Below are 24901 nucleotides of genomic sequence, written 5' to 3'. Positions count from 1 at the left end.
TGCTGAAATTCTCCTCAAACAAGTGAACATTCGTTATACTTTATCATAGACTTCCAATAGATACGAGGTAAAATATGAACAATCAAAAATGGCTTTCTTTAAACTTCTTCGCCTTCTTCTTCACATGGGGCGTATTCCTTCCCTATTGGACAGGGTGGCTGACAAATGAAAAAGACATGAGCGTCTCGGCAGCCAGTATCATCATGGGCGCCGGCATGATTGCCCGGTCTTTATCAACGCTCTTATTCTTTCCGATTATGACGCGGCTGTTGTCGCTCGGCCGCCTTATGCAAGTTCTGGCAATCGCTTCAGCAATCCTTATGGCATTGTACATACCGGCAAATTCATATACCGCGTTGTTCATCATCACGATCGCCTTCAGCTTCGTTTACCCGAACCTGCTTCCGGCAATGGAAAGCGGCGCGACTGTCCTGATGCAGACTGACCGCATCCATTACGGCAAAAGCCGTTCTTTTGGTTCGCTCGGCTACACGATCGCATTGCTCATTGTCGGCGCTTTGACAGCCGTGTGGCAGGAAAGCGCTATTCTCTGGGTTATGCTGTTCGGCCTCGCCTTCATGGCCATTACGCAATCCGCCGCTTCACCGATTCCTCTGCAGATCAAGCCAGAGCCTAAGCATGCGGCAAGCAAGGGCGCCGTTAAGCAATTGCTCCAATCCAAAGCGTTCTTGACGATACTTGGCATTTCAACTTTGCTGCAGGGCGCACATGCAGCCTATTATAATTACGGCTTCATCTATTTGCAGGATCTCGGCGTCAACCCATTTTACATCGGCATCGTGTTGAACGTCGCCATCATTTTTGAAATCATCTTTTTCAATAAAGCCGATACGCTATTCCGCAATTGGAGCGTTTCTTCCATGTTCCTTTTGGCTGCCATTGGATCAACAGTGCGCTGGATTTTAATCTTTCTGTTTCCGTCAGTCTGGGTTTTTGTGGTTTCCCAAGTTTTTCACGCCATGTCATTCGGCGTAGCGCATTTCGCTTTTATCCGCTTTATCTTCAAAAATCTGCAGCCCGTCCATATCCCAACGGCGCAAGGCATGTATGCCGCAGTCGCGATGAGCTTGAGCGTAGCGCTGTTGACCATCATCGGCGGCTTCCTATACGAAATTTCCCCTGGCTTAGCGTTCCTTGGCATGGTAGGTTTTTCAGCTCCCGCCATCGTTGTCGTACTGCTAACAAAAAAGAAATTCCATTATTAATAGCCACTACCCCCATACCCTTAAAGGCTTTTACGAATAAATGTGCACAAACCTCTTGAAGGAGCTGGATATTTTGAAACGAATTTCCGAAAAAGACATCTTGAATCTCATGCACCAATTGGATGTTTTGCTTGAAGAACGCAAAAAAGAAAGATACACCCATAAAAATAACGCTGCCGTCTGAACTCTTGCAGCCGCATTTTAAAAACAGCACAGCCAAATGGCTGTGCTGTTTTTATGCAAACTATAAAATAATAGTCGCGAGAACGACGAAAAACAAGACTACGAATATAGCGGACATGCCGAGCATCCATTTCGCTTCCCGGTCCATCCCTTTTGCTTTCATCTGCCGATAGCGGATGCCATTCGTCAATACGAACATCACCGTCATGAACAACACAGCGAAATCCAAATCTCCCATTACGATAAAAACGAGCGCGGCAATACTCAATGCCGCAATCAATAGCCCCTGCAAAATCTTGCTATTCAATAGGTTCAACTCCAAAAAAGAAAGCCGGCAAAATTTGCCGGCTCTTCCTATTATTTTTTCTCTTCAACAGACTCCAACGCGATTTCTGGATGATCTGAATAGAACTTCCGTCCGATGAACGTCTGGAGAATCAACAGAACACCACCGACTGCCCAGTAAACTGGCAATGCGGCCATCGATGTGAAGGAAACGAACATGATCATAATCGGCGAGAGATAGATGAAAAACTTCATCTGCTTCTGTTGCTGTTCCGGCATTGTCCACATGGAAACTTTTGCCTGGAAGAAATAAACCGCTCCGGCTATAAGCGTCATTGCGATATCCGGGCTTCCCAAGTTAAACCAAAGGAATTCATGTGATTTCACATCCGGCGAGTATAGGATTGCAAAGTAAAGGCCCATGACGATCGGCATCTGGATGACGACTGGCAAACAGCCCATATTTAACGGATTGACGTCATGCTTTTTATAAAGCCCCATCATTTCCTGCTGAATCTTCATCTGCTCTTCTTTATCTTTCGTTGCTTTCAACCGCTTTTGGATATCTTCCATTTCCGGGCGCAGCTTATCCATTTTCACCTTCATGCCTTGTTGGCGCTTGTATGTGCGCAGCATAAACGGCATCAAGACCAAACGGATGATGACCGTGATGGCGACAATCGCCAAACCATAGCTGCCATTGAACAGATTCCCTAAGTAATCCAAGGAAAAATCAAACGGTGCTACGAAAAGCTTATAGAAAAATCCTTCTTTGTTCTCGACTGCGGAACAGCCACTTAATAGTAGTACTGATATCGCCAATAACGACAGCAATGTAATTTTCTTTTTCAATTTAGTCACCTTCACCTTTTTCAACTATAAAGAAGTATACCTATATGCCGGAAAAAATTCAATCGATGGCTCAAAAAGCAGCCACTTTCTTGCGGCCTGTGACAATATTAAGGCTGCGCAACCCGGCACATCAACGGTTGGAGGCAAGAAAAAAAAGGAGAATTGATTCTCCTTATTTCGCGTTTGGCAAGTTATAGCGGAAGTATGGAATATGCTGGCTGTCACGGAACTGCTTAGGTGTGACGGTCGTATATTTCTTAAAGATCCGAGTAAAATAGCTTTGATTGCAGAAATGGAATTGCTTGGAAATATCAGAAATGCCTTTGTCTGAATGGCGCAGGTAATACTGGGATTCTTCTACGCGGCGGACATTCAAGTACTCGACAAGCGTAATGCCCGCATGTTCGCGGAAGATGCGTGACAGATGGCTTGTTGAAATATTGAAATGCTTGGCAATGTCTTCGACCGACAAATCGCGTTCAACTTCATCATTGATGAACATCACGACTTTGTTGACCGTTTGATGGCCGAAAGAAGGCTGTTTGCGTTCTGAAATAACCGATGTAAAAAATTCGATCAGTTCATCCGCTACATACAGGAATTCCGAATCGTTCATATGCTTTTCGACCAACTCTACACATGCCACGTTAAAAGCAAACGCTTTTTTTGGAGGCACCCGCATTTCATAGAGTTTGCGAGCCATTACAGACGAAAGTACTATGTAATAGTTTCGCACTTGGCGAATCGTTTCTTTACCTGAACGTAAAGCAATCAAATCAATAAGCGATCTCAAGGTTTCTTTTGCACGCTCTTTTTCAAGATGGTGAATTTCATAAATTAATTGTGTCTCTATTTCAAAAAACTTATCCATACCTTCATACTGACCAATAGTCTCACTTTCACTCATGAAAATCTTGGAAATAGTTTCTTGAATTGTTGGCATAGCAATCATGTTCATTTTTTCCCCGTCTTTCTTTGTACAAGTTTTTGCAGTCGTTATTCCTACTATATACTGAAATAGTCAATAAGAACATAGCTCAGTGCATAACTTTTTATTTTTTTATGTAATTGTCATAATAATATCTTACCTTTTTACCCCTAATAAAGGAAATAAATTACCTTTAGATATACTTTTAATATTATTATAATTCAAAAAAAGCTCTAATTAATACTTTTATTTCAAATAATTGTAACATGAACTTAAAAGACCAACCCTTTATTACAAAGGGCTGGCCTTTTCATGATATAGTTTTATTTGTCTTTATCAGGTGGCACTAAAGCACGGATATGGCGTGGCAGCACTTCGATGACAAAAGGCGTAGCGCAACCTTCATCCCCATCAATATTACAATATAATGGTTCATTCGTCCTGATTGAAACTTTCGTTGTCTTAATAACTTCCACTGCTGGATCATTGTCCAGTTTTCCAACCAGCATATTGCCCGCAATACGGATGAATGCGGGCAATGCTGCGTTTTTAATGATATAGAGATGCAGCAAGCCATCGTCGGTTAAAGCTTCTGGCGCCAATTTCTCAAATCCGCCTACGGAGTTCGTTAAAGCGACTAGCACGAGCTTCGCCTCTCCTTCGAATTTCCCATCATCGTACTCAATAGTGAAATATTGTTCCGTATCTTGAGTGATGGCTTTAAGGCCTTCGATGAAATAAGCAAAAGCACCGAGCTTCGTTTTTTGTTCCGGAGAAACTTCGTAAGTCGATTCAGCAACCTGTCCAAGCGCCAAGATGTTCATGAAGAAATGGTCGCCGACTTTTGCAATGTCGACCCATTTTTCAGAACCGGTCTTCAATGCTTCGATCGCTTCCGACGGATCCAATGAGATATGGAGCGCACGCGCAAAATCATTTACTGTTCCCAAGGGAATCAGTGAGAACAATGGATGATGCTCCTGCTCAGCTAAGCCAGAAACCGCTTCGTTGATCGTGCCGTCGCCTCCCATTGCTACGACGAAATCATATTCTTTTTCGCAGGCCTCTGCAGCGAAATCTGTTGCATCTCTCGCCTTTTCAGTTTCTCTGGTGTCCACGCTGTATCCCATCTCTTCGAGCGTCCGTTCCACTTGTTCCGCGTAATCTTTCGCCTTCTCTTTGCCTGAAGAAGGATTTAATATAAACATCGCTTTTTTCATATACTAACCTCCGGTGCTATAATGTGAATATATCTTTCTTTACCCTAGTCATAAGCATTGTTAATCCCTATCCTTTTTTATTTTTTCCGCGGCTGCGTTTGCCGCTCTGCAAAAAATGCCTTTCCTAACCTGAAAAAAATCAACAATGTCATTCTGCAGCCTTTGATTTTGTGAAAGCGAGTGAAACCGGTGCGATTCTTTATTTATATCATCATCTTCTTTGCCTTTTTTGATCTTTTCGCACAGTTGCCTATCATGAGCCCGCTGGCCGTTTCTCTCGGAGCTTCACCTTTCCTGGCTGGCCTTGCCGTTGGAATGTATTCGCTTTCGAACATCATCGGCAATATTGCGTCAGGTATTTTCTCAGACCGAAAAGGGCCTTTCGCCATTCTCGTCGCGGGGTTGGCCACAACCGGCGCCGTGCTTTTTTCCTATAGTCTCGCTGACGGACCTTATAGCCTGCTTGCGGTCCGTTTTATGCACGGCCTTGCCGCGGGGCTGACTGTCCCCGCGGCCTTCACTTACTTGGCGAACAAGACCGTACACAGCAAGCGCGGCAAAGGCTCGGCTGTGTCAGGTGCTTTTGTCGGCCTTGCTGCTATCATCGGACCTGCGTACGGTGCGATTCTGGCAAGCCGCACGAGCGTTGCGGAAACGATGGCAACGACCGGTGTGTTGCTGCTGGCGCTGGCGATCTGCGCGTTCTTTGTGCTAAACCGCAAAATCGTCCGGAAAGAGGCTGTTGCTGAACAGCCTCTCCCTTTTTCACGCATTATCCAAAACCGCGGCTTGCTGCAATCTTTTGCGGGTGCCTTTTTTCTGATGTTCTCTCAAGGTGTGCTCGCTTATATGCTGCCGTTGAAGATAGAAGGGCTTGGCCATCCACCTGAACTGAGCGGCTTGCTGCTCAGCGTTTTCGGCTTGGCGGCGATCCTCGTTTTTCTGTTGCCTGTAAACCGGATCTTCGATAAAGCGAAGCCTCTCTATACGCTGATTGCGGGCTTCAGTTTCATGGGACTCTCGTTGTTCCTGCTCAGTGCGGCTGAAACTGCGCCTTTGCTCTACGCCATTATGTGTGCGTACGGAATCGGCTTTGCACTATTGTTTCCATCTATCAATTCGCTGCTTATCGATTCCACCGAGCTGTCGTCACGCGGCAAAGCCTATGGCCTGTTTTATGCATTCTTTTCACTTGGTGTGGTCGGAGGTTCCAGTTTTACAGGGATGCTTGAACTGAATGCGGACGAAGGCTTTATGCTTAGCGGCACTGTACTGATAGGCGCCGCATTGGCAAACGCTTTGTTGAGCAAAAGGTGAACAATGCAATACCCGGAATTTTATGGCACAAAAAAAGGATGGTCCGAAAACCATCCTTCCTTTTACAAATTGTCTGTATTTAACCTGTTTTCAGGCGCTATTGTTTCTGTATTCTCTGATTTCTCTTCGCTGAAATCATTTGATGACAACTTAAAGTCCTCGTCTTTTACGTCTTGCTTCTTGTCGTTATAATACTGCGCGCCGCTCAATCCGCCTTCACTGACCATCTTGTTTTCACGCTGCTCAGTTGAATCTTTTTTGGCTTCTGTTTGTTTTCCGTCGCCGTTTTCCAAGTTTTGAGATTCCATATACGAATTCACCTTCGTCTTTGCGTTATTAAAAGCCTCTGTGGCTTTTTGCCGATTTTCTGGTTTCTTGAAATATGCATAAGCGCCAGCAGCCAATCCTGCCCACAATATGCCTCTTCCGCCGCCTCTTTTGTTCACCATGTGCCTCACTCCTTTTTATTTAACTGTTATTTAATTTGTATACCCTTTTTCCAGAAAAATAGTCTTCCGCTAACCAGTGATGGCGTTAGATTTTATTTTTTGGTCAATTTCATGTCTATATGAGGAATGCCGTCTTCATCGTATTCCTCTGAAATCGGCACAAAACCGAATGATTCATAGAAGCCTTTCAAGTAAACCTGCCCTTGAAGCTGAATCTCATTGGCTTTCCATTCCATTAAAATATAATCGATCGATTTTTCCAGCAATTGTTTCGCGAGTCCCCTGCTTCTGGCATCAGGATGGACAATTACTCGCCCAATTGATGGCAAGTCATATTTTACGCCTCCTGGAACAAGCCTGGCGTATGCTAAAGTACGGCCATTTTCCGCATATGCCATATGGATCGATTCTTGATCGAGGTTATCCAACTCAGGGTATGGACAATCTTGTTCAACAATGAACACATCGACCCGCAACTTTAGAAATTCATAGAGTTTCCTTGCTGTTAGTTCATCAAAATGATAGGTATTCCAGTCCAAAACTCCTCGCCTCCCTTTCCTTCTATTATTCCACAATGGTGGCTATTCAGCGCTAATTTTGATATGATTACGAAAAGAATTTTTGAGGTGATCACATGATTCGTACAGGCACGATTGAAGATATTGCTTCTGTCCAGGAAATTGCTTATGTCAGCTGGAACGACACATACGAAGGCATCATTCCCTCCCCAGTCCAAAAAAGTTTTTTAGATAAATCCTATTCTACTCCGATGATGGAGATGCGATTGAAAAAGACGATTGTCCTTGTAGCGATACACGAAGACGAGGCAATCGGCTTTGCCAACTTTACAAAACTCGATCAGGACGGCGATGCGGAATTGATTGCCCTTTACTTAAAACCCGAATACCAACGGAACGGCTTCGGCAAGAAATTGCTCGACAGCGGGCTGTCACGTTTGTTCGACGGTTCTGAACTCTCTGTTTATGTAGGAAGTGAGAACGAAAAAGCCAGAAACTTTTATGCAGCCAATGGATTTGAGTTCGTGGAAGAATTTGAAGAATTGTTCGAAGGCCATCCGCTCAAGACCGCGAAATACGTTTACGATTTAAAAGTGAAGACGCCCGCCCTTTAATAGCCGGGAAATAGCAAAAGATGCAACGGAAAATTCCGTTGCACCTTTTTTGCGTTTGCGGCTGATTTACAAGCAATTGTTATAGCGGGCGATACGGTGTATCGTCGTTACTGTCTTTGCTCAGGCGCTCATCCGCGCGGCGTTTTAAATCTTCGCGCTCAACAAAATCGTCTCCGGTTGTTCCCGGTTGTGGCTGACGTGATTTTTCTTCCATGACGCGCTGCTGTTCGTCTTCACGCAGCCTTTCTTCACGAATGCGCTGCTCGTCGTGGCGGAGCGAATCCTGGTCACGCAAGCGATCGTTTTCACGATACTGACTGCTGTTATCCTGTAGATCTTTTCCGTTGCCATTGCGTGCTTTGCGTACAAAACACATGATGGCAGCGATGTAGAACAAGATTGATGTCAGCGACATAATCCCTGCAAACAATCCAGCAACGATAAAGAATACTCCTGCCATATTCGGATTGGCATTCTTGCCGAGCTTGCCGATTGCCAGGAATGCGAAAAGCGTACTGATTGCCAGAAGCCCGACAAGCACCCACATGACTACGTCAAAGCTTGCCAATAAGCCATCTATAAGTCCCTGGACATCTCCCCCATCTGTCAGGGTCGGATCTGACATGATCTGTTCTTCAAGGAATTGGCGGAATTCCGGGTCGTTCTCGACATTCCCCAGACTGAAAATCGAGAAAATGATAAGTGCAATTGCTAAAAGGTTAAACACAATGCCGATAACGCCAAGTACTTTTTCACCAGCTCGGCTGACGTCTTGCTTTCCATTCATATAATCCACCTCTTTCATAAATTTCCCCTTATATAGATAGAAAAGGAGTTTAACAGTTCCCTTAACTAGTTCCCTTAATAAAATTAATAAAACCTGTTTAAAAACTTCGAGTCCGGGTAATTTATTAATATCAAACAATTGAAAGGTGATGAATAAAATGGAAAAAAAGTTAATTTTTAATCAAGCAGATTTTATGTACGGCATAGGTGGCGCTTCAATCTTAACAGCTATCGTCTCTTTGATGACAGGACTATAATTCGGAGGTTGAAGATGATAAATTACATATTGAAAACATAGAAAAGCAATCCACTAAATTACATTAGAGGATTGCTTTTTGCGTGCTTACATTTTCACATCATCGTATTCTGGGTAACGGTCGAAAGCAACGGCTGCATAAGAACAGACCGGCTCGATCTTATAGCCTTTCTCGCGCGCATATTGGGCAGCGCGGTCCAGCAATTTCTTAGCCAAGCCGTGATGGCGCAGCGTTTCCTCAACGAATGTGTATTCAACGACCATGACATCCGACATTTCCGTCCATGTAATTTCGCCGACGTTTCTGCCTTCATCCTCCAGGTGGAATGCAAATTCTTCCTGGCCCAATTCCTTCAATTTAAAATCCACTGTATCGTCCCCTTCCTGCATTTATCCATTTATTGCTAGCGGTCGCAATGAAGCCTCGATCTGTTCCCGCTTCGGCTCAAGGAATGGCGGCAACGCCAATTTCTCGCCCAGTGTTTCCAGCGGTTCGTCCGTTGCGAAGCCCGGTTCGTCTGTCGACAATTCGAAAAGGATGCCATTAGGTTCGCGGAAATAAAGCGCTTTGAAATAATAGCGGTCCACTTCCCCTGACGTCATGAAGCCTTTCGACAACAGATAGGCATTCCATTTGCTATAATCTTCGTATGTTTTGACGCGGAACGCAACGTGGTGGACACTGCCTCTCCCTGGGCGTTCAGGCGGCAGGTCTGTACGTTCTTCTAAATGTATTTCGCCAGCGGGTCCGCCTTTTCCTGTTGAAAAAACCAAAATATCTTGCATGCCTTCCACTTTCGGTGGATAAGAGCCTATTTGCTCAAAACCTAAAATCTCTGTCAGCACTTCTGCTGTTTTTCCGCTTTTGCGGACTGTCAATGTCACCGGCCCTAAGCCGACAATGGCAAATTCCTTAGGGATTCCCGCTTTGGTCCAGGGAATGCCGTAGGCGATGCCGGTTCCATCGTCCACGGTGAGCATGAGGCGCGACCCTTCGAAGTCTTGGAACACCAAGGTACCGCGACCGAAGGTTTCGCTTATTTCCGCATGGGGAACGCCGAATTCATCGAAACGTTTTGCCCAATAGCGAAGTGCTTCACTGCTTTTTACACGCAGTGATGTGTTGCTGATACTGGAAACCCCAGGATACGTTCTGCCAGCCATCGGAATATCGAAATAGGTCATATCCGTGCCCGGTGTCCCGACCGCGTCCGCATAGAATAGATGATAGGAAGATGTCGAATCCTGGTTGACGCTTTTTTTAACAAGCCGCATACCTAAGATCCGTGTAAAGAAATCATGATTTTGGTCTGCATTTGCAGTAATTGCAGAAACGTGATGAATGCCTTCCAATTTCATCGTCAACACTCCTTTTATCTTGAATTCGAGATATTGATTTTATGATAGCAAATTCTTTTTATGCTGGCAAGAAAGCCATCTTGGTCGGAATAGAAAAAAACAGCCCCGGAATTCTGTTGTACAGAGTTCCAGGGCTGCCTCTATTTTCACCATCAGCTTACTAATCCGCGGATGCCGTCAATCAATTTATTGAAGAAATCTTTTACACTTTGCCAAAAGCCGTCGTCATTGACGACAGTGCCAATTTTGTCTTCGATCGTTTTGCTCAAATCTTCAAGCTGTGTAGACCATTGCGAGAAATCAATATCAAGCTTGCGGATGCGGTCCATCAGATCCACCAGCAATTGGCGGTCTTCCGGGCTTAATTCAATCTGCAGTTTTGACAATTGCTCTTCTACAATCGCTTCCACTTCCTCGCGTGTAGCGGGGTTTTGCTCAGCGATCTGCTTTTTGATTTCTGTCAGCAATTCGCTGACTTGTTCATCGCCGACACCTTTATCTGCAAGTTCCGTGGCAACTTCGAGTTCATCATTGGCGACATCGGTCCGTTCCGGATCCAATTGTTCGCCGTTCACTTCATACGCTTTGTAAATTCCGACAAGCGCAGAATGGCCAGTTACCGCTTTCGGTGCAGCCACTTCCACTGTCGCATCTTCAATTCCCGCTGTCAGCATAGCGTTGGCGTACATTTCAGATGTAACCTGTGTAATGTTATCCGGCGTCACGATCTGGATGACCAGGCCTTCGCCAGCTTCCTTGCGAGTGATTTTAGCGGACGAGTACATGCGTGCTCGCGGGTCGCCGTCTTTGATGAAAGTGATCAGGTCTTCTCCTGTCACTTCAATTTCTTCCACTTCAGCTTCTTCCGCAACGCTCAGGCTACCCGCAACGCTTTCTTTTTCAGCATCGGAGAGATTGCCGCCGTAAACGACGATCGGAACCCCGAATTTTTCATTTATACCTACGTTTGCTGAGCCAACTTGCGGCGCCAGCAAGGAGATTGCCAGTATGATGGTGATGATTGATATCATTTTTTTCATTTTGATTGCCCCTTCCTCCAAATTAATACGCTTTTAATTTGAAAAAGTTGCATCAGCGCGTTAATTTCGTCCAGCCTTCTTCTTGGATGATTCTGCGTTCTTTGTACAATCGGCCCATGGCACGCTTAAATGCGGCCTTGCTCAAGCCGAACATTTCAAAGATTTCGTCTGGTGAAGATTTGTCTGTGAACGGCATTTTGCCGCCGGATTCCTCTAAATAGCGCAAAATCATTTCAGCATCGTCCGACAGGCGCTCCTGCTTGCGGGGAAGCAGCGAGCCGTTAAGCGTACGATCTTCTTTGACGCCAATAATGCGCACTGTCTTTTCTTCCCCAAGGCGCGGTTCTTCTTCGCGCTCTGTTTCATGGACGAAAACGCGGTACATTTCCGGCACTGTGAGCATGAAAGAGCCGACCGGCAACAAACGGTAAGCACGCGCCTGCAAGTCTTTATTGAATACTTCTTCAGGAGCCGGCGCACTGAGCTCCAGCACCGTCTCTTCTGTCGCCAATCGGCCGTACAAGTCGCCATAGCGGTCTGTACGCAGCGTCATGAACAAATGGTCGCCTTGTTTCGGCCATAATTCCTGCACTTGCGGAAGGTCCGCAGGCAGCACGTAGACTTCGCGCGTCGTGCCGATATCCACTACTGCGCCTTCGCGCGGAGATACTTTCAGCACTTTCGCCCAGCCGTAGACGCTTGGCAGAATATGCGGAATCATCGGTGTCGCCGCGATGCCGCCTTGGCGGTTGCGATACAAAAATACTTCGATTTCTTCCCCGACTTCCTGCCCTTCTTCGATTTCTGAGGCGTTCATGAAGACTTCATCGCCAGAACCATCTGATAAAATCCATAGGGAACTTGATCGGTCTTTAATTTTTAAATTCGCTTTCAATCCTGGATGCAAACTCATAATGCAGCCTCCTTTTAATTAACTTTCTTTTTGGTCGTTCTTCAGCTTTTCCAATTCAGCGATCAATTTCGGATGGTCCTCGAGCGTTTGGACCAAATCCGCGATTCGGTCAATTGAATTCCAGCTTAAATGGTGCTCGATGCCTTCAACATCCCCATAAATGCGTTCTTCTTCCACGCCGATCAGCCGCAGGAACTGCTCCAGCAAATCGTGGCGCTTCAATAAACGCTTGCCGAGTTTCTGTCCTTTTGGCGTCAACACCAGGCCCCGGTAGCGTTCATAAATCAAATAGCCGTCTTTATCGAGTTTTTGTACCATTTTGGTGACGGAAGATGGCAGTACTGACAGGGCTTCCGCAATATCTGATACTCGCGCATACCCTTTTTGTTCAATTAATGCATATATTATTTCAATATGGTCTTCCATACTTGGAGTAGGCAAAGTCAGTTCCTCCCTCACATAACTTCCTTCAGTTTACTATACCGCCACCGCTGAAACAACTGAGCTTCCACCAAGTCTGCGCTGTTCTAATATTCTGGATGTTTATCCTTAGAAAGTCTGGGGTAAATATTACTATCTCAAGAGAAAGGTTAGGTGAAGAAACATGGCGCGTATACTTTGGATTGTTTTAGCAGTTATTATTGTTATTTGGTTAGTAGGATTTTTAATGGACGTTGCTGGTGGTTTAATCCACATTCTTCTAATTATTGCGGCTATCATTTTAGTCATCAACTTAGTTTCAGGAAGAAAAGGCTTATAACAGCTCTACAACATAAAAAAAGGCCGGGACATTTGTCTCCGGCCTTTTTTTATGCTTGAGAAACTCTCAATCGCCTTATCATTTCGCTTCAGGCGGACGCGTTCCGCGGGCCTGGCTTTAGTCTCCTCGTCGCTACCGCTCCTGCGGGGTCTTCAGCTCAGGCTTTGCCCGCTGGAGTTGCCGCCTTCCACTTCATTCAAAGATATTTCTTAATAGCAATTACTTCTTTATTAGAAAAAATGAAAGATACAGTTCTCTGTAGTTACTTTTGGTTCTCCAGATATGGAGCAAAACAGTGCCGACTCCCGCGGGATAGCGCAGTGCCGAAATCCACTCGGGCGTCAGCACGAGTTAGTTCGGCGCAAGCCCGCAGGAAAGCGGTGCTGTTTTGCGGAATATCGATTAACAAAGTAATCTTTATTGCTTAATTTTCGAATAGACGCATGTATCGCGCAAGCGATTTTTGGATATTGCGTCGTTGCGCAAAATGCCTTCGAGCTCAAAGTTGAGGCGAACCGCTACAGCGCGGCTCCGGACATTTTCCGGATCGCAGCGGATTTCTACGCGGTTCGCTTCGAGTTCTTCAAAAGCGAATCGGGTGATGCGTTCCACTGCTTCCGTCACATAGCCTTTGCCTTCAAAACGGTGGTCAACCCAATAGCCGATTTCGAACTTCCTGACTTCCCAGTTGATGCGGTGAAGCCCGGTCGAACCAATGAATTCCCCGGTCTCTTTTGAAAAAAAGTGCAGACGCAGATCTTTGCGCAGCTGGAAGTTGGCGGCAGCTTCGATGAGCACCGCTTCTGTCCGTGCAAGTTCCGGCGGATCTTCTGCGAAAGGCAGCCACGGGCTGAGCGATTCCAACGAATGCAGCACGGCATCGTAGCATTGCTCGGCATCTTCTCTTTTCGGCGCACGAATCAGCAGCCTTTCGGATTCAAATTCATCCGGAAAGTCGAGCAGAATCGGATTAAATTGCGGCTTTTTGGCACCGACGAGGGCATCATCCCAATGGACAGGCGTCGTAATGCCGGCTTGCCAATCCTCGCGCGTCAATCCGTATGTCACCGCATCGTAATAGCGATTTTCCTTCGGCGAAAACCAAGCTTGGCGGATATGCGCTTCTTTTGCAAAGCCCGTGCGTTCAAATGCTTTTCGCATCGCAAAATTGTCATGCCGCGTATTGCCTTCGAGGCGGATTTTCTTCTCAGGAAGCGAAAATACGAAATCAGCGACCAACTTCAATGCCTTTGGCCCGTAGCCTTTGCCCCGGTAAGGTTCGGCAATCCGCAAATCGAATAGTGGAATATCATCCTGCAAATCAAAAATTTTCACAAGCCCTACCTGCTGGCCTTCATCATTTTCAATCCAGAAGGTGCGGACTTGATCTGATTTATAGCCGCCTCCTTCGATTGTCTTCTCAATCAATGCCCGGACCGGATGTTCTTGCCCGTGGAACGGCCAGGAATTAGTAGTCATGAATTCAATGAGCTGCTCCTGCTCTTCTATCGTCCATTCAGTCAACTTCAATGCGATATCCCCCAACATGCTTTTACTTCTGTATCTTCACGAGGCGCAGGGCATTCAAGATGACCAGCAGCGTCGCGCCCATATCGGCGAAAATAGCAATCCATAAGGTCAGCCATCCCGGAATGATCAGAAGCAAAGCGATAATTTTCAAACCCAATGCGAAAATGATGTTTTCCTTTATTATACGCAAAGTTTTTCGGCTGAGTCGAATCGTATATGGAAGTTTTTCAAGATCATCCGCCATCAAAGCGATATCGGCGGTTTCCAATGCCGCATCCGTGCCTGCTCCGCCCATGGCGATACCGACGGATGAAGCCGCTAAAGCCGGGGCATCATTGATGCCGTCGCCGACCATCGCTACGCGGCCGTATTTATCCTGCAGCTCTTTGACAGCCGCTAGTTTTTCTTCAGGCATCAAGCCTGCTCGAACATCCGTGACGCCGATTTGGCCGGCGATCGCTTGCGCAGTTACCGGGTGATCTCCTGTCAGCATGATGGTTTCTTCAATGCCCATATCCTTTAAGGCCTGAATGATTGCCGGGCTTTCGGGACGGATTGCGTCAGCCACCGCCACCGAACCGATCAATTCCATATCCGAAAAGACGGCTACCACTGATTTTCCGCTTTCCTGAAGTTTTTCGTACGCCTGCGGGACAGCGAAACCAAATTCCGCCGCCCAGCCGAGGCTGCCGACATAGACAGGCACCCCGTTGACCGAAGCTGTTACGCCTTTGCCAGTCACTGATTTAAAAGCCGTGATGCTGTAGACCTCCGGAACACGCCCGGTAATAGCGCGAGCCAGTGGATGTTGGGACATCGCTTCGACGGAAGCTGCAATTTTCAATACTTCTTCTTTGCCGTAGCCTTCCTGCGCATAGACATCCGTCACTTCGGGATAGCCTTTTGTCAAAGTACCTGTTTTATCGAACGCCACTGCTTTGATGCGGCCCGTTTCCTCTAAGTGGATGCCGCCTTTGATTAAGACGCCCTGCCGCGCTGCGTTGCCGATTGCCGTGACAATCGCCACTGGGGTCGAAACGACAAGTGCACACGGACAGCCGACGACAAGCACCGCAAGCCCCTGATAAATCCACAGCTGCCATTCGCCCGTTACGAATCCGGGAACAAGCGCCACTAAAAAGGCGATGGCAATGATTGCCGGTGTGTAGTATTTGGCGAATTGGTCGACGAATTTTTGAGACGGCGCTTTTTCGGCTTGCGCTTCTTCGACAAGATGGATGATTTTCGCGATTGTTGTATCTTCCACGCGTTTTGTCACCGTGATTTCCAATGCACCTTCTTCGTTTATCGTTCCCGCAAAGACCTCATCTCCCACCTCTTTGGAAGCAGGTATTGATTCGCCGGTGATGGCTGCCTGATTGACTGAACTTTCCCCGCGCAGGACATTGCCGTCCATGGCGATTTTTTGGCCTGGTTTGACAATCATGACGTCGCCGATTCGGATATCTTCTGTATCCATTTCGATAAGCTCACCGCCGCGCTGAATCAAGGCACGTGCTGGTGCAAGATCCATCAATCCCCTGATCGATTGGCGGGCTTTGTTCATCGAGAATGTCTCCAGCACCTCACTGATGGCGAATAAGAACACAACGACTGCACCTTCACGCCATTCGCCGATGATTGCGGCACCGATGATTGCGATCGTCATCAGCGTCTTCATATCGAATTGCAATTTCACCAGATTACGCAGACCCGTCCCGAACATATGGTATCCCCCGACCAGCATCGATCCTGCAAACAATGCGATGGCTGCCGGATCTGTTTCAAAAGTACGGAGCGAAATAGCAATCCCGGCAATTAAAAGAAGGAGTGAAATGGCCGTTTCAATGGTCTGGCGCCGTTTGTAAAATGGCACATGGACAACTTTCTCCCGCTCTGGAAAAACGCGGATATGGTCGAATGCGCCTGCCTTTTCAAGTTCCTCAATCGAGACGTTGCCGTCGACCGTGAGTTTTGATGCGCCAAAATTTAATATGACATCCTTCGTTTGGGGCAAGCTGCGGATGTTCTTTTCAAACTTCGCTGCACAGCTGGTGCAAGAAAGGTTTTCAAGACGGTATGTCTTTTGCATTGTGCACACCTTCTTTCGCATGTTCATGGGCGATTGTGACGAGCTGATGGACATGGCTGTCTGACAATGAATAATACACTTGTTTGCCTTTTTTCTGGGATTTCGCTAATCCACGTTCACGCAAATAGCGCAAATGATGCGACGCAGTGGCCGTCGAGGAACCAATAACCGCAGCGATATCGCAGACGCACATTTCTTCTTCTATAGTTAATGCATAAGCTATATTCAAACGGGTTTCGTCTGCCAGCGCTTTAAAGAGATTGGCGACTTCCGATAAATCCGCCATATGATTTTGGACGTTTTCCACTACTTCAGGATGGACTTTCGTGACTTCGCATATCTCTCTCACAGCAATTCCTTCTTTCATTCAAATGTATATTTGATTGTTACTGCCAGTATAATTCTTCAGCTGGCATTAGTCAAACCACGGTTTGAATGAAGATTTCGGGCTGTGGCACGTGCCATTTACTTTAGCAAACAGCCCTCCAGAAAAGGATTATGCTGATTTTTGTCGAATAGTTCATCAATATCCGGACAATTGTTAGGGGGAATTGGCATGTACCAGAAAATTCTAGTGGCGGCAGACGGCTCGGATCATTCGATGCGCGCCGCACATGAAGCAGTAAAGATGGCGAAAGCAAACCCCGATGCCGCAGTCACGCTGCTGTATGTCATCGATTATGAAAAAGCGCGCAACGAAATCCTCCACGGCCAGAGCAGCGACGAAGTCCATTTTGAGCGCCGCAAGCATCTCGCACCACTCGAAGCGGTCTTCCAGGATGCTGCAGTGCCCTTTGAGACAAAGACGCTGCACGGCACACCAGGCCCGACCATCGTCAAGCACGCCAACGATACAGGCTACGACATCGTATTTATCGGCAGCCGCGGCTTGAATGCCCTTCAGGAGATGGTGCTCGGCAGCGTCAGCCACAAAGTCGCAAAGCGCGTCCAGGCTCCAGTGATCATTGTAAAATGAAACGGAAAACAGCAGCCCGTGAAGATGCCGGCTGCTGTTTTTGTTCCAATCAAAGAAAAAGAGATGGTGATTTCATTGAAAAAAGGAAATTTGAATTCAATTGCCGATGTCGCCGGCGTAAAAGTCGGCCACACGACACTCGAAGAGCGCTTGTCTGAGAACGAATCCGTTTGTACAGGCGTCACCGCCATTTTGCCGCATGCCGGCAATTGGTTTGAAGAAAAAGTATCCGCCGCGAGTTTCGTGCTGAACGGCTTCGGCAAAACCGCCGGGCTGGTGCAAGTCGAGGAGCTCGGTGTTCTTGAATCGCCGATTATGTTGACGAATACCTTCAGCGTCGCTGCTGTGCTGCAGGGGACAATGGACTGGATGCTGCGTGAAAACCCGGCAATCGGCGATTCGACCAGTTCACTCAATATCGTCGTCGGCGAATGCAACGACAGCTATTTGAACTCGATGCGCCTTATGGCCGTGCGTCCGGAACATGCCCAACAGGCAATCGGCGCCGCCACGACAGATTTCGCGCAAGGCGCTGTAGGTGCCGGAAAAGGCATGATCTGCTATGGCGTCAAAGGCGGCATCGGCTCCGCTTCACGCATTGCGGAATTTGAAAGCCAAAATTACACGGCCGGAGCTTTGGTACTGAGCAATTTCGGCCTTAAAGAGGAAATCGCCATCGCTAACTGGCTGCCGGATCTTCCCGCGCCCCAAAAGCCGGACGGTTCTGTCATCATTGTAATTGCCACCGATGCACCACTCGACAGCCGGCAGCTAAAGCGCCTGGCGAAACGCGCGGCGATTGGGATGGGGCGCACCGGAACCCATATTCACAATGGCAGCGGAGACATTATCATCGCATTTTCAAACGCTGAACGCATTCCTCATAAATCGACTTCCGCGCTGCAGCAAACAACACTCTTGCGGGATGACCATCCACTGATGGCCGAACTGTTCAAAGGCGTTATCGAAGCGACTGAAGAAGCGGTCTACCAATCGCTGCTCCACGCCGAAACCACAACCGGCCGCATGGGACGGACCATTGAAAAAGGCACCTTTCCTCAAGCTTTTTAAATTTTAGCAACCATGGAAAAAAGCCGTTCCTTTTGCCGGAACGGCTTTTTTTCGTTAATGCAGTAGATGATAGCCGACGCTGAACAATACAATACCGCTCACTAGCGTGGCTCCGAGATAAGACGCCGCTTCGAGCAGGCGGCCGTCTTCAAAATCCTTGACAGCGTCGAGCGCCATCGTGGAAAACGTCGTGAAGGCCCCTAAAAAACCGGTCATCCAAAACAGCGAAAGGCTGCCTGCACCGATAAACAAGCCGAGCACCAACGAGCCGATACTGTTGACCAGCCACGTTGCAAGCTTCGGCTGTTTCGCCCCTCGTTCAGCCAATAAGTAAAATCCGTAGCGGGCAATCGCTCCTAAAAAGCCGCCAAGTGCGATGCCGATCATCCCGCCACCGCCTTTCTGCCGAACCTCAGCCCTATCGCAGCTGCTCCAACAGAAAATGCCGTCATCCCGACTGCAAGCAGCAAGCCGTTCGTGAACGAACGTTCCATCAGCCGGAACCATTCAGCGGTAAATGCCGAGAACGTCGTAAACGAGCCGATTAAGCCGGTCGACACAAACAAGCGGAAAGAAGCAGACTTTGCGTGGAAGCGACCTGCAACAAAGCCAAGCAATAAGCTGCCAAGCAAGTTCACGATCCATAAGCCAGTGAAAGAAGACACCCCTTCGTAGATAACCGCTCGCAACAGCGAACCCGCCATCCCTCCGAATCCGACTGCCATTAAATTCTTCAAGCCTACCGACCTCACATCTTTTTCTTTCAGTATAACTTATTCAGGCGACAATCTTAAGACCGAACCTTGCACTTCTCCTTTAAGGAGCGTTTCATGGAATTTCCCTTCTGCCCAATCGTCTACTTGATTATGGAAGAAATCCGACTTCATATGCCCGCTCAAGCCCGGTCCGACGATGTGGTAAGCGCTTGATAAATCGCTTAGATCAGCGACAAAGCGCCAAGACGCCCCGTGATCAACATTGCCTTCGCCATCAAAACCGGCAGCCTGGACTGTGATGTTAGATCCGCCAATAGGAACTGGGTCCGGATTCAGGAAGCCCTCGAAAATCGGCGACGCACCTGCAAGCGGATGAGGGAATGTCAGTTTATGATTGTCTCCCCATTGCCAATCGCCTGCATCGTTGCCGAATTCTTCTTCAATATCGCCAAGAGCTGTTTCAAGCGAATCCTCCAGCCATTTGCCGGCGCCTCCATATTCCGATACCCATGCCCCTTCGTTGCCGCTGAATGCGTCGCGCATCATTTGATCGGTAATGTGATTTTTGCCCGGCAAGAGGCTGAAGACATCTTCAGGAAATTCATCAGCCAGCATCGTTACTGGCAGCTGCTTCATCCATTTATGGAAAACTAGCGGCTCCGCAGCCCCTTTGCTATCAACTTGATCCCATTCCGCCATCATTTTGAACAATTCGTCGTGTTCATCAGTCTTTTCTTGGACGGCAGCCATCATGTCCTCTAAAAATTCGGCCGCATACAGGTTTTTCTGATCCATCTGCAGCGCCATCATATCTTCTTTCGTCAGATCATCTTTTGACTCCAGCACCTCTGCTATGCGTTCATAGCGGTACGGCTGTGCCCAGAAATCCGTGATGTGGTAATCGTACGAACTGTTGACGACTTCGTTATTGGCCGTCGCGATAAAACCGCTCTCCGGATTCACGGCAGTCGGCAGTTCATCAAACGGCACATAACCATCCCAGCCGTATGCTGACGAATCGCCGGGCACCGGCAATTGGCCGTCGCCTTGTTTGCGGATCGGAATCCGGCCATTCGCTTTATAGGCAATTGTTCCATCGACCGATGCAAAAACGAAATTCTGTGCCGGCGCCTGGAAATCTTCTAACGCTGTTTCGAACTCTTCCCAATTGGAAGCTTTATTGAAACTGAGCACTGCCTGAAGCTCCAATGTCGGTTCATGGGCGGTCCATTGCAGTGAAAACGACGCGTTCGGATCTTCGTCTTTGTACAACACATCTGAAATAATCGGCCCGTGGCGCGTAACCGCCACTTCAAAATGCACCGTCTCGCCGTCTTTCACGTTGATCGGCTCGTTCCGGATTTCTGCCTGCTCCCACACGCCATCATAGAGAAATTGCGTCGGATCTTCCGGATTCGGGGTTTCAATATATAAATCCTGGACGTCCGGGCCGACATTCGTCACTCCCCAGGCAATTTTTTCGTTATGCCCGAGAATGATGCCGGGAATTCCTGCGAAAATGACACCGCTGACGTTCTGTTCCGGCGACTTCAAATGCATTTGATACCAGATCGACGGTGTCGACAAACCAAGATGCGGATCATCCGCGAGAAGCGGCAAGCCGCTCGCCGTCTTGTCACCCGATACTACCCAGTTATTGCTGCCATTGAATTCCGGCGGGATGACTGAAGCATCGAATTGCCCAGCAACTTGCACCGGCTGCTTTTTGTTTGCCGCAATGATTGACGGCGCATCTTCCGGGTATTTGATGAAAATCTCTTTCGCTTTTTCTTCCGGGAATTCGTTCAGCGCCCAGTGCCTGATGGCAAGCGATGACCAGTGCCCACCGAGGTCATATGCCATGAATTTGCCAATCGTCAACGAATCAACCGGCGTCCAGGGTTCAGGTTCGTAGCCGAGAAGCGCAAATTCATAGCTCAGCTTGCCGTCCTTTTTCGCTTGTTCCATGAATGCATTGACGCCTTCTGCGTACCATTCCAACACTTGCTGCGCCTCTGGTTCATAGCCGCTCCATGATTTTTCAGCAGCGTCGCGAAGGCTGAATACCCGGAAGAATTTATCCCGGTCCACTGCCGCCGCCCCTACGACTTCCGCCAAACGCCCACTAGCCTGGCGCCGCGACAAATCCATTTGGAAAAGCCGGTCCTGCGCTTGGACAAAGCCCTGCGCACGGTACAAATCGGCATCCGTCCCTGCTTCGATATGTGGAACGCCGATTTCATCGCGCGTCACTGTCGCACCGCCATCTAAAACGCTGACAACCATTTCCCCCTCCACTTGCGGGCTCGACTTCCCTATGTAAACGTTTACAAAAATTAACGCTGCGGCTGCCAGTACCACCAAGCCGCTCACTATACCCACAATCCATTTCAGCAGCTTTCGGTTCCCTTTCTGTTTACCCACTTGCTTTTCCCCCTTAATTTTTCTTCTCTGATGCTATATCATTCGACCGCCGGAATAAAAATCCTTTATTCGCAAGGAATTTACGGCGCAAATTCACTGCCACAAAATAAAAAGCCCGCAAACTGCGGGCTTAATGATTGATATCTTCTTCTCCAAGCACCATTTTCACTTTCGGCACTTGTTTCTTTTCTGTCAGGACGTACAGGACATCGCCCACTTTCAATTTCGTTGTGCCCGTTGGCATGACCAATTTTCCAGAGCGGATGATGGCACTGATCAAGGTTTGCTTGGGCAGGCCGATGGTTTGCACGAGCTGGCCGGCGAAAGGAGATTTAGCCGTCAGTTCAACTTCCAGCATTTCCGCATTCGCCTTGTCCATCGAGATCAGTTCCAGCGAATGAATCCGCTTCGGCAACGGACGGCCGTTCAAGGATAATTTTTTGGCCATGAACGGAATCGTCGACCCCTGGATCAATGCTGAAGTCAAGACGATAAAGAATACGATATTAAAGAATAAGTAACTGTTTTCGACGCCTGCTATCATCGGGAACGTTGCAAGCACGATTGGCACCGCTCCCTTCAGGCCAGCCCACGACAAGAACAGCTTCTCGTTCAAAGAGTAGTCGAAGAACGCGGTTGAAACGAATACTGCGATTGGACGCGCAATCAAAATCAATACGAATGACAGGACCAACCCCCTCCACATCAAATCCCAATCCAGCAGCTGGCTAGGGAATACCAGCAAGCCGAGCAGGACGAACATGACGATTTGCATCAGCCAAGCCACGCCCTCATGGAAGCTGATGATGGAATAGCTTTGCGTCAATTGGCGGGTTCCGATGACCAATGCCGCCAGATAAACCGCCAATAACCCGCTGCCGTGCATCATTGCAGTGGCACTGTAGATGAAAATTGCAAAGCCTGCTGACAGCACAGCGTACAATCCGGAAGCATCCAGTTTGATGCGGTTCAATGTCCAGGAAGCCAGGTAGCCCAGCACTACTCCAAACACTGCACCAAGACCCATTTCAAGCACGAAACTGCCGATCATTGAACCGATGGAGGAGTCTGGCATCATGATTAATTGGATAAATGCAATTGTCAAAAACATGGCCATCGGATCGTTGGTACCCGATTCCGCTTCAAGTGTGGAAGAGATTTTAGACTTGACGTTTTGTCCGGCTAACACGGAAAAGACTGCCGCAGCATCTGTAGAGCCGACAATCGATCCCAGCAAGAACGCTTCAAGCCATGTGATATCGAGGATATAATATGCAGTAGTTGCTACGATCGCAGTGGTAATCATGACACCAAGAGTCGCCAAGGAAAGTGAGCCGCCCATGACCGGCCGGATATGTTTCCATTTCGCTTGCAGTCCGCCTTCAAAAAGGATAAAGATCAACGCGACAATTCCGACCAATTGCGCGATTTCGGCATTGGAAAAGTAAATGAGGCCGGTGACATCGCTGCCCAAGAACATGCCGATAATCATGAACAAGACAAGAGACGGCACTCCGGCGCGCGCAGATACCTTGGTCATCAGTACGCCAGCCAGGAGGAAAATGCCTCCCATCAAAATTAAACCATTCGTCGAAAAATCGATCATAGGACACCCCCTGTGGTTTTTATGTTGGTTTATTGTACCATAATTTTAGGGCATTAAAAAAAGCGGAGCTCTGTAAAAGCCCCGCTAATCAGTCATATCATGTCTTCTCCAACAATCTTCACTTCAAGCTCTAAATCGATGCCGAATTTTTCTCGCACCGCCGATTTCACCATTTCAATCGTCTGGATGTAATCATCAGCTGTCGCATTGTTTTTGTTGACGATAAATCCAGCGTGCTTCGTCGATACTTCCGCACCGCCGAAGCCCCGCCCTTGAAGTCCGCTTTCCTGGATCAGCTTGCCGGCAAAATTGCCCGGCGGACGTTTGAAAACACTGCCCGCTGATGGAAATTCCAAGGGCTGCTTCGATTCGCGCTGATACGTCAAATCGACCATCTTCGCATCAATCACCGCTTGGTTTCCAAACTCCAAGCCGAATTCAGCTGATAACACATAATAGCCTTTTTTGGTTATGATGCTTTTTCTATAGCCTAATTCCATATCCTCTTTCGACAGCACCAGCTTGTCGCCTTCCGGGGTCAAAACCGTCGCTTGGAGGATGATGTCTTTGATCTCGCCGCCGTACGCGCCTGCGTTCATCGCCATAGCGCCGCCGATAGACCCTGGAATTCCACAAGCGAATTCAAAGCCGGTCAATCGGTTCACTGCCGCTGCTTTCGATACTTCTTTAATATGCGCGCCGCCTTGCGCATAAACCGTAGTGCCTGTAATGCGGATTGCATGAAGGCTTTTCAGGTTCAGCACAATTCCGCGCACGCCGCCATCACGAACGACCATATTAGAGCCGTTACCGAGGAGCAGCAAAGGAATATTGTTTTCATATGCATATTTAACAGTGTATGCTGTTTCATCTTCAGTTGTCGGTGTTACAAAAATATCAGCTGGCCCACCCATACGCGTCAAGGTATGCAGGTGAAGCGGCTCGTTCATTTTCACGTGATCATCGGCCAAAAAGCGGCGAAGATCCGTTAACCATTTTTCTTTCGTCATCCCAAGCAAATCCCTTCTAAACTTTTCGCTTTTAATAGTATCTAATTTTCTTGCCCTTTTGACAAGGGATAGCCTTATGTTCCGTTCTAAAGACCGATAAATTAAATATCTCGAATTAAAGAGTTTTTAATTAAAGACTATTGACATCGAGATTTTTAGCCCTTATAGTTGAAAACAGATACATTACTATTAGGAGGAACAATAACATGAAAAAATGGACAGTAGACCCAGCACACTCAGAAATCGGATTTTCAGTAAAACACATGATGATTTCTAAAGTAAAAGGCTCATTCACTTCATTCGAAGCGGAAGTTGAAGCGAACGAAGAAGATTTGTCTGGAGCTTTGATCGATTTCAAAATCGACATCACAAGCATCAACACAAACAACGAAGACCGCGACAATCACTTGCGCTCTGCTGATTTCTTCGATGCTGAAAACCATCCGCACATCATTTTCACAGCGAATGACATCGTGAAAAAACACGATGAATACGAATTGACTGGCGACCTTACGATTAAAGGCGTTACGCGTCCAGCCACTTTTGAAGTGGAATACGGCGGCAAAGGCACTAACCCTTGGGGCGTTGAAGTTGTTGCCTTCAATGCAGAAAGCAAAATCAACCGCAAGGATTTCGGCCTGACTTGGAACCAAGCACTTGAAACAGGCGGCGTACTTGTCGGCGAAGACATCAAAATTTCATTGGAATTGCAAGCAAACCCAGCATAATCCAAACAAATTAAAAAGCAGTGCGGAAAATTTTTCCGCACT

At 47.6% G+C, this 24901-nt stretch carries 27 protein-coding genes; 7 read left to right on the top strand and 20 right to left on the bottom strand.

The genetic code is table 11. The features are described 5' to 3' along the window. The first annotated feature begins 74 nt into the window (after positions 1–74). Positions 75–1226 (top strand): 3-phenylpropionate MFS transporter, encoded by a 1152-nt coding sequence (locus AC4EHB_RS14405; RefSeq protein ID WP_490976056.1) that lies wholly within the window; start codon positions 75–77, stop codon positions 1224–1226. A 244-nt stretch (positions 1227–1470) separates the two neighbouring features. Here the strand turns inward: AC4EHB_RS14405 and AC4EHB_RS14400 are convergent, their stop codons facing one another. The 4 genes from AC4EHB_RS14400 to AC4EHB_RS14385 all read right to left on the bottom strand — a co-directional run bounded on the left by AC4EHB_RS14400 (position 1471) and on the right by AC4EHB_RS14385 (position 4694). Further along, entirely contained in the window at positions 1471–1716 is a 246-nt protein-coding gene (locus AC4EHB_RS14400; protein ID WP_490976057.1) for a hypothetical protein, read from the bottom strand. A 50-nt stretch (positions 1717–1766) separates the two neighbouring features. Next, a complete protein-coding gene (yidC, locus tag AC4EHB_RS14395) occupies positions 1767–2546 on the bottom strand; it encodes a membrane protein insertase YidC (RefSeq protein WP_490976058.1) in 780 nt (259 codons plus the stop codon). Positions 2547–2718: 172 nt separating this feature from the next. Next, positions 2719–3504 carry a helix-turn-helix domain-containing protein gene (locus AC4EHB_RS14390; protein WP_490976059.1) on the bottom strand — a complete coding sequence of 262 codons (786 nt, stop codon included), beginning with the start codon at positions 3502–3504 and terminating at the stop codon, positions 2719–2721. 293 nt (positions 3505–3797) lie between these two features. Continuing rightward, positions 3798–4694: a diacylglycerol/lipid kinase family protein gene (locus tag AC4EHB_RS14385; protein WP_490976060.1), complete on the bottom strand. Its 897-nt coding sequence runs from the start codon at positions 4692–4694 to the stop codon at positions 3798–3800. Between the two features lie 189 nt (positions 4695–4883). Between AC4EHB_RS14385 and AC4EHB_RS14380 the strand changes: the two genes are divergently transcribed. Then, positions 4884–6011: an MFS transporter gene (locus AC4EHB_RS14380; RefSeq protein WP_490981904.1), complete on the top strand. Its 1128-nt coding sequence runs from the start codon at positions 4884–4886 to the stop codon at positions 6009–6011. A 62-nt stretch (positions 6012–6073) separates the two neighbouring features. Here the strand turns inward: AC4EHB_RS14380 and AC4EHB_RS14375 are convergent, their stop codons facing one another. Both AC4EHB_RS14375 and AC4EHB_RS14370 read right to left on the bottom strand, forming a co-directional pair. Then, positions 6074–6460, bottom strand: a complete 387-nt coding sequence (locus AC4EHB_RS14375; RefSeq protein ID WP_490976062.1) for a YbyB family protein — start codon at positions 6458–6460, stop codon at positions 6074–6076. Between the two features lie 92 nt (positions 6461–6552). Continuing rightward, positions 6553–6999: a GNAT family N-acetyltransferase gene (locus AC4EHB_RS14370; RefSeq protein WP_490976063.1), complete on the bottom strand. Its 447-nt coding sequence runs from the start codon at positions 6997–6999 to the stop codon at positions 6553–6555. 95 nt (positions 7000–7094) lie between these two features. Here AC4EHB_RS14370 and AC4EHB_RS14365 point away from each other — a divergent pair, with 95 nt between their 5' ends. Continuing rightward, positions 7095–7592: a GNAT family N-acetyltransferase gene (locus AC4EHB_RS14365; RefSeq protein ID WP_490976064.1), complete on the top strand. Its 498-nt coding sequence runs from the start codon at positions 7095–7097 to the stop codon at positions 7590–7592. A gap of 79 nt (positions 7593–7671) precedes the next feature. Here AC4EHB_RS14365 and AC4EHB_RS14360 read toward each other — a convergent pair whose 3' ends face one another. The 6 genes from AC4EHB_RS14360 to mntR form a co-directional block, all read right to left on the bottom strand. Further along, positions 7672–8379 (bottom strand): DUF4064 domain-containing protein, encoded by a 708-nt coding sequence (locus AC4EHB_RS14360; RefSeq protein ID WP_490976065.1) that lies wholly within the window; start codon positions 8377–8379, stop codon positions 7672–7674. 342 nt (positions 8380–8721) lie between these two features. After that, a complete protein-coding gene (locus AC4EHB_RS14355) occupies positions 8722–9003 on the bottom strand; it encodes a GNAT family N-acetyltransferase (protein ID WP_490976066.1) in 282 nt (93 codons plus the stop codon). A 21-nt stretch (positions 9004–9024) separates the two neighbouring features. Beyond that, a complete protein-coding gene (locus AC4EHB_RS14350) occupies positions 9025–9993 on the bottom strand; it encodes a ring-cleaving dioxygenase (protein WP_490981903.1) in 969 nt (322 codons plus the stop codon). 152 nt (positions 9994–10145) lie between these two features. Then, positions 10146–11033, bottom strand: a complete 888-nt coding sequence (locus AC4EHB_RS14345) for a DUF1002 domain-containing protein (protein ID WP_490976068.1) — start codon at positions 11031–11033, stop codon at positions 10146–10148. 52 nt (positions 11034–11085) lie between these two features. Beyond that, positions 11086–11946, bottom strand: coding sequence for a CvfB family protein (locus AC4EHB_RS14340; RefSeq protein WP_490976069.1), 861 nt, complete (start codon positions 11944–11946; stop codon positions 11086–11088). Positions 11947–11964: 18 nt separating this feature from the next. After that, positions 11965–12387, bottom strand: coding sequence for a transcriptional regulator MntR (mntR, locus tag AC4EHB_RS14335; RefSeq protein ID WP_490976070.1), 423 nt, complete (start codon positions 12385–12387; stop codon positions 11965–11967). Between the two features lie 163 nt (positions 12388–12550). Between mntR and AC4EHB_RS14330 the strand changes: the two genes are divergently transcribed. Further along, positions 12551–12706, top strand: a complete 156-nt coding sequence (locus tag AC4EHB_RS14330) for a lmo0937 family membrane protein (protein WP_490976071.1) — start codon at positions 12551–12553, stop codon at positions 12704–12706. A 417-nt stretch (positions 12707–13123) separates the two neighbouring features. Here AC4EHB_RS14330 and AC4EHB_RS14325 read toward each other — a convergent pair whose 3' ends face one another. From AC4EHB_RS14325 to AC4EHB_RS14315, 3 genes are read right to left on the bottom strand one after another with little or no spacing between them, the layout of a single operon-like run. Beyond that, a complete protein-coding gene (locus AC4EHB_RS14325) occupies positions 13124–14236 on the bottom strand; it encodes a GNAT family N-acetyltransferase (RefSeq protein WP_490976072.1) in 1113 nt (370 codons plus the stop codon). A gap of 22 nt (positions 14237–14258) precedes the next feature. Beyond that, on the bottom strand, positions 14259–16328 hold the full coding sequence (locus AC4EHB_RS14320) for a heavy metal translocating P-type ATPase (protein ID WP_490981902.1): 2070 nt from the start codon (positions 16326–16328) through the stop codon (positions 14259–14261). Further along, a complete protein-coding gene (locus tag AC4EHB_RS14315) occupies positions 16306–16677 on the bottom strand; it encodes an ArsR/SmtB family transcription factor (RefSeq protein ID WP_490976074.1) in 372 nt (123 codons plus the stop codon). The genes AC4EHB_RS14320 and AC4EHB_RS14315 overlap by 23 nt, the downstream gene beginning before the upstream one ends. 207 nt (positions 16678–16884) lie before the next feature. Between AC4EHB_RS14315 and AC4EHB_RS14310 the strand changes: the two genes are divergently transcribed. Next, positions 16885–17304: a universal stress protein gene (locus tag AC4EHB_RS14310; protein ID WP_490976075.1), complete on the top strand. Its 420-nt coding sequence runs from the start codon at positions 16885–16887 to the stop codon at positions 17302–17304. Positions 17305–17328: 24 nt separating this feature from the next. After that, positions 17329–18375, top strand: a complete 1047-nt coding sequence (locus AC4EHB_RS14305; protein WP_490976076.1) for a P1 family peptidase — start codon at positions 17329–17331, stop codon at positions 18373–18375. 54 nt (positions 18376–18429) lie between these two features. Here AC4EHB_RS14305 and AC4EHB_RS14300 read toward each other — a convergent pair whose 3' ends face one another. The 5 genes from AC4EHB_RS14300 to murB all read right to left on the bottom strand — a co-directional run bounded on the left by AC4EHB_RS14300 (position 18430) and on the right by murB (position 24131). After that, positions 18430–18762: a fluoride efflux transporter FluC gene (locus AC4EHB_RS14300; protein ID WP_490976077.1), complete on the bottom strand. Its 333-nt coding sequence runs from the start codon at positions 18760–18762 to the stop codon at positions 18430–18432. After that, complete coding sequence (locus tag AC4EHB_RS14295) at positions 18759–19112, bottom strand: fluoride efflux transporter FluC (protein ID WP_490981901.1); 354 nt, start codon at positions 19110–19112, stop codon at positions 18759–18761. The genes AC4EHB_RS14300 and AC4EHB_RS14295 overlap by 4 nt, the downstream gene beginning before the upstream one ends. 36 nt (positions 19113–19148) lie before the next feature. Continuing rightward, positions 19149–21515, bottom strand: coding sequence for a penicillin acylase family protein (locus tag AC4EHB_RS14290; RefSeq protein ID WP_490981900.1), 2367 nt, complete (start codon positions 21513–21515; stop codon positions 19149–19151). A 130-nt stretch (positions 21516–21645) separates the two neighbouring features. After that, complete coding sequence (locus tag AC4EHB_RS14285; protein WP_490976080.1) at positions 21646–23121, bottom strand: potassium/proton antiporter; 1476 nt, start codon at positions 23119–23121, stop codon at positions 21646–21648. 92 nt (positions 23122–23213) lie between these two features. After that, positions 23214–24131: a UDP-N-acetylmuramate dehydrogenase gene (gene murB / locus AC4EHB_RS14280; protein ID WP_490976081.1), complete on the bottom strand. Its 918-nt coding sequence runs from the start codon at positions 24129–24131 to the stop codon at positions 23214–23216. A 206-nt stretch (positions 24132–24337) separates the two neighbouring features. Here murB and AC4EHB_RS14275 point away from each other — a divergent pair, with 206 nt between their 5' ends. Further along, a complete protein-coding gene (locus AC4EHB_RS14275; RefSeq protein ID WP_490976082.1) occupies positions 24338–24859 on the top strand; it encodes a YceI family protein in 522 nt (173 codons plus the stop codon). Positions 24860–24901: the final 42 nt, after the last annotated feature.

The sequence above is a fragment of the Planococcus sp. TJ-302 genome (assembly GCF_058268455.1).
This window is presented reverse-complemented; position numbering and strand designations above follow the sequence as displayed.

Excerpts from the sequence above, each read along its gene's own strand:
- AC4EHB_RS14405 (WP_490976056.1), top strand. The coding sequence starts at position 75 with ATGAACAATCAAAAATGGCTTTCTTTAAACTTCTTCGCCTTCTTCTTC.
- AC4EHB_RS14310 (WP_490976075.1), top strand. The coding sequence starts at position 16,885 with ATGTACCAGAAAATTCTAGTGGCGGCAGACGGCTCGGATCATTCGATG.
- AC4EHB_RS14360 (WP_490976065.1), bottom strand. The coding sequence starts at position 8,379 with ATGAATGGAAAGCAAGACGTCAGCCGAGCTGGTGAAAAAGTACTTGGC.
- AC4EHB_RS14300 (WP_490976077.1), bottom strand. The coding sequence starts at position 18,762 with ATGATCGGCATCGCACTTGGCGGCTTTTTAGGAGCGATTGCCCGCTAC.
- AC4EHB_RS14385 (WP_490976060.1), bottom strand. The coding sequence starts at position 4,694 with ATGAAAAAAGCGATGTTTATATTAAATCCTTCTTCAGGCAAAGAGAAG.
- AC4EHB_RS14275 (WP_490976082.1), top strand. The coding sequence starts at position 24,338 with ATGAAAAAATGGACAGTAGACCCAGCACACTCAGAAATCGGATTTTCA.
- AC4EHB_RS14345 (WP_490976068.1), bottom strand. The coding sequence starts at position 11,033 with ATGAAAAAAATGATATCAATCATCACCATCATACTGGCAATCTCCTTG.
- AC4EHB_RS14365 (WP_490976064.1), top strand. The coding sequence starts at position 7,095 with ATGATTCGTACAGGCACGATTGAAGATATTGCTTCTGTCCAGGAAATT.
- murB (WP_490976081.1), bottom strand. The coding sequence starts at position 24,131 with ATGACGAAAGAAAAATGGTTAACGGATCTTCGCCGCTTTTTGGCCGAT.
- AC4EHB_RS14285 (WP_490976080.1), bottom strand. The coding sequence starts at position 23,121 with ATGATCGATTTTTCGACGAATGGTTTAATTTTGATGGGAGGCATTTTC.
- AC4EHB_RS14330 (WP_490976071.1), top strand. The coding sequence starts at position 12,551 with ATGGCGCGTATACTTTGGATTGTTTTAGCAGTTATTATTGTTATTTGG.
- AC4EHB_RS14390 (WP_490976059.1), bottom strand. The coding sequence starts at position 3,504 with ATGAACATGATTGCTATGCCAACAATTCAAGAAACTATTTCCAAGATT.
- AC4EHB_RS14305 (WP_490976076.1), top strand. The coding sequence starts at position 17,329 with ATGCCGGCTGCTGTTTTTGTTCCAATCAAAGAAAAAGAGATGGTGATT.
- AC4EHB_RS14350 (WP_490981903.1), bottom strand. The coding sequence starts at position 9,993 with ATGAAATTGGAAGGCATTCATCACGTTTCTGCAATTACTGCAAATGCA.
- AC4EHB_RS14375 (WP_490976062.1), bottom strand. The coding sequence starts at position 6,460 with ATGGTGAACAAAAGAGGCGGCGGAAGAGGCATATTGTGGGCAGGATTG.
- AC4EHB_RS14340 (WP_490976069.1), bottom strand. The coding sequence starts at position 11,946 with ATGAGTTTGCATCCAGGATTGAAAGCGAATTTAAAAATTAAAGACCGA.
- AC4EHB_RS14320 (WP_490981902.1), bottom strand. The coding sequence starts at position 16,328 with ATGCAAAAGACATACCGTCTTGAAAACCTTTCTTGCACCAGCTGTGCA.